The organism is Pseudanabaena sp. PCC 9330 (assembly GCF_055795045.1).
In genome coordinates this window covers 1-310 of record NZ_JAYFES010000022.1, presented here as the reverse complement: position 1 = coordinate 310, position 310 = coordinate 1, and the positions used below count along the sequence as shown (strand labels likewise).

The following is a 310-nucleotide window of genomic DNA, read 5'->3' as shown; positions in this document are numbered from 1 at the left end:
CATGACCTACATTTGGACGACTGAAGGCTGGCTGTATCTGGCGGTCATCATCGATCTGTTTTCTCGAAGGGTGGTGGGCTGGTCGATGGCCGAGCACATGCGCACAGCGGTCGTGCTGACGATGTTAGAGGCGGCCTTAGGGCAACGCCAACCGGCTCCGGGGTTGCTGTTCCATTCTGACCGAGGCTCTCAATATGCCAGTGGTGATTACCAACTAGCGCTTCAGCAGGCTACGATAATGGCCAGCATGAGCCGTCGAGGTAATTATTGGGATAATGCGGTGGCTGAAAGCTTTTTCGGCACCCTCAAA

General features: G+C 55.2%; 1 protein-coding gene. It reads left to right on the top strand.

The genetic code is table 11. From position 1 onward, the window contains the following. Positions 1-310 (top strand): DDE-type integrase/transposase/recombinase (locus AC0QKW_RS00410; protein ID WP_473149097.1); only part of this gene is annotated, 310 nt, incomplete at both ends.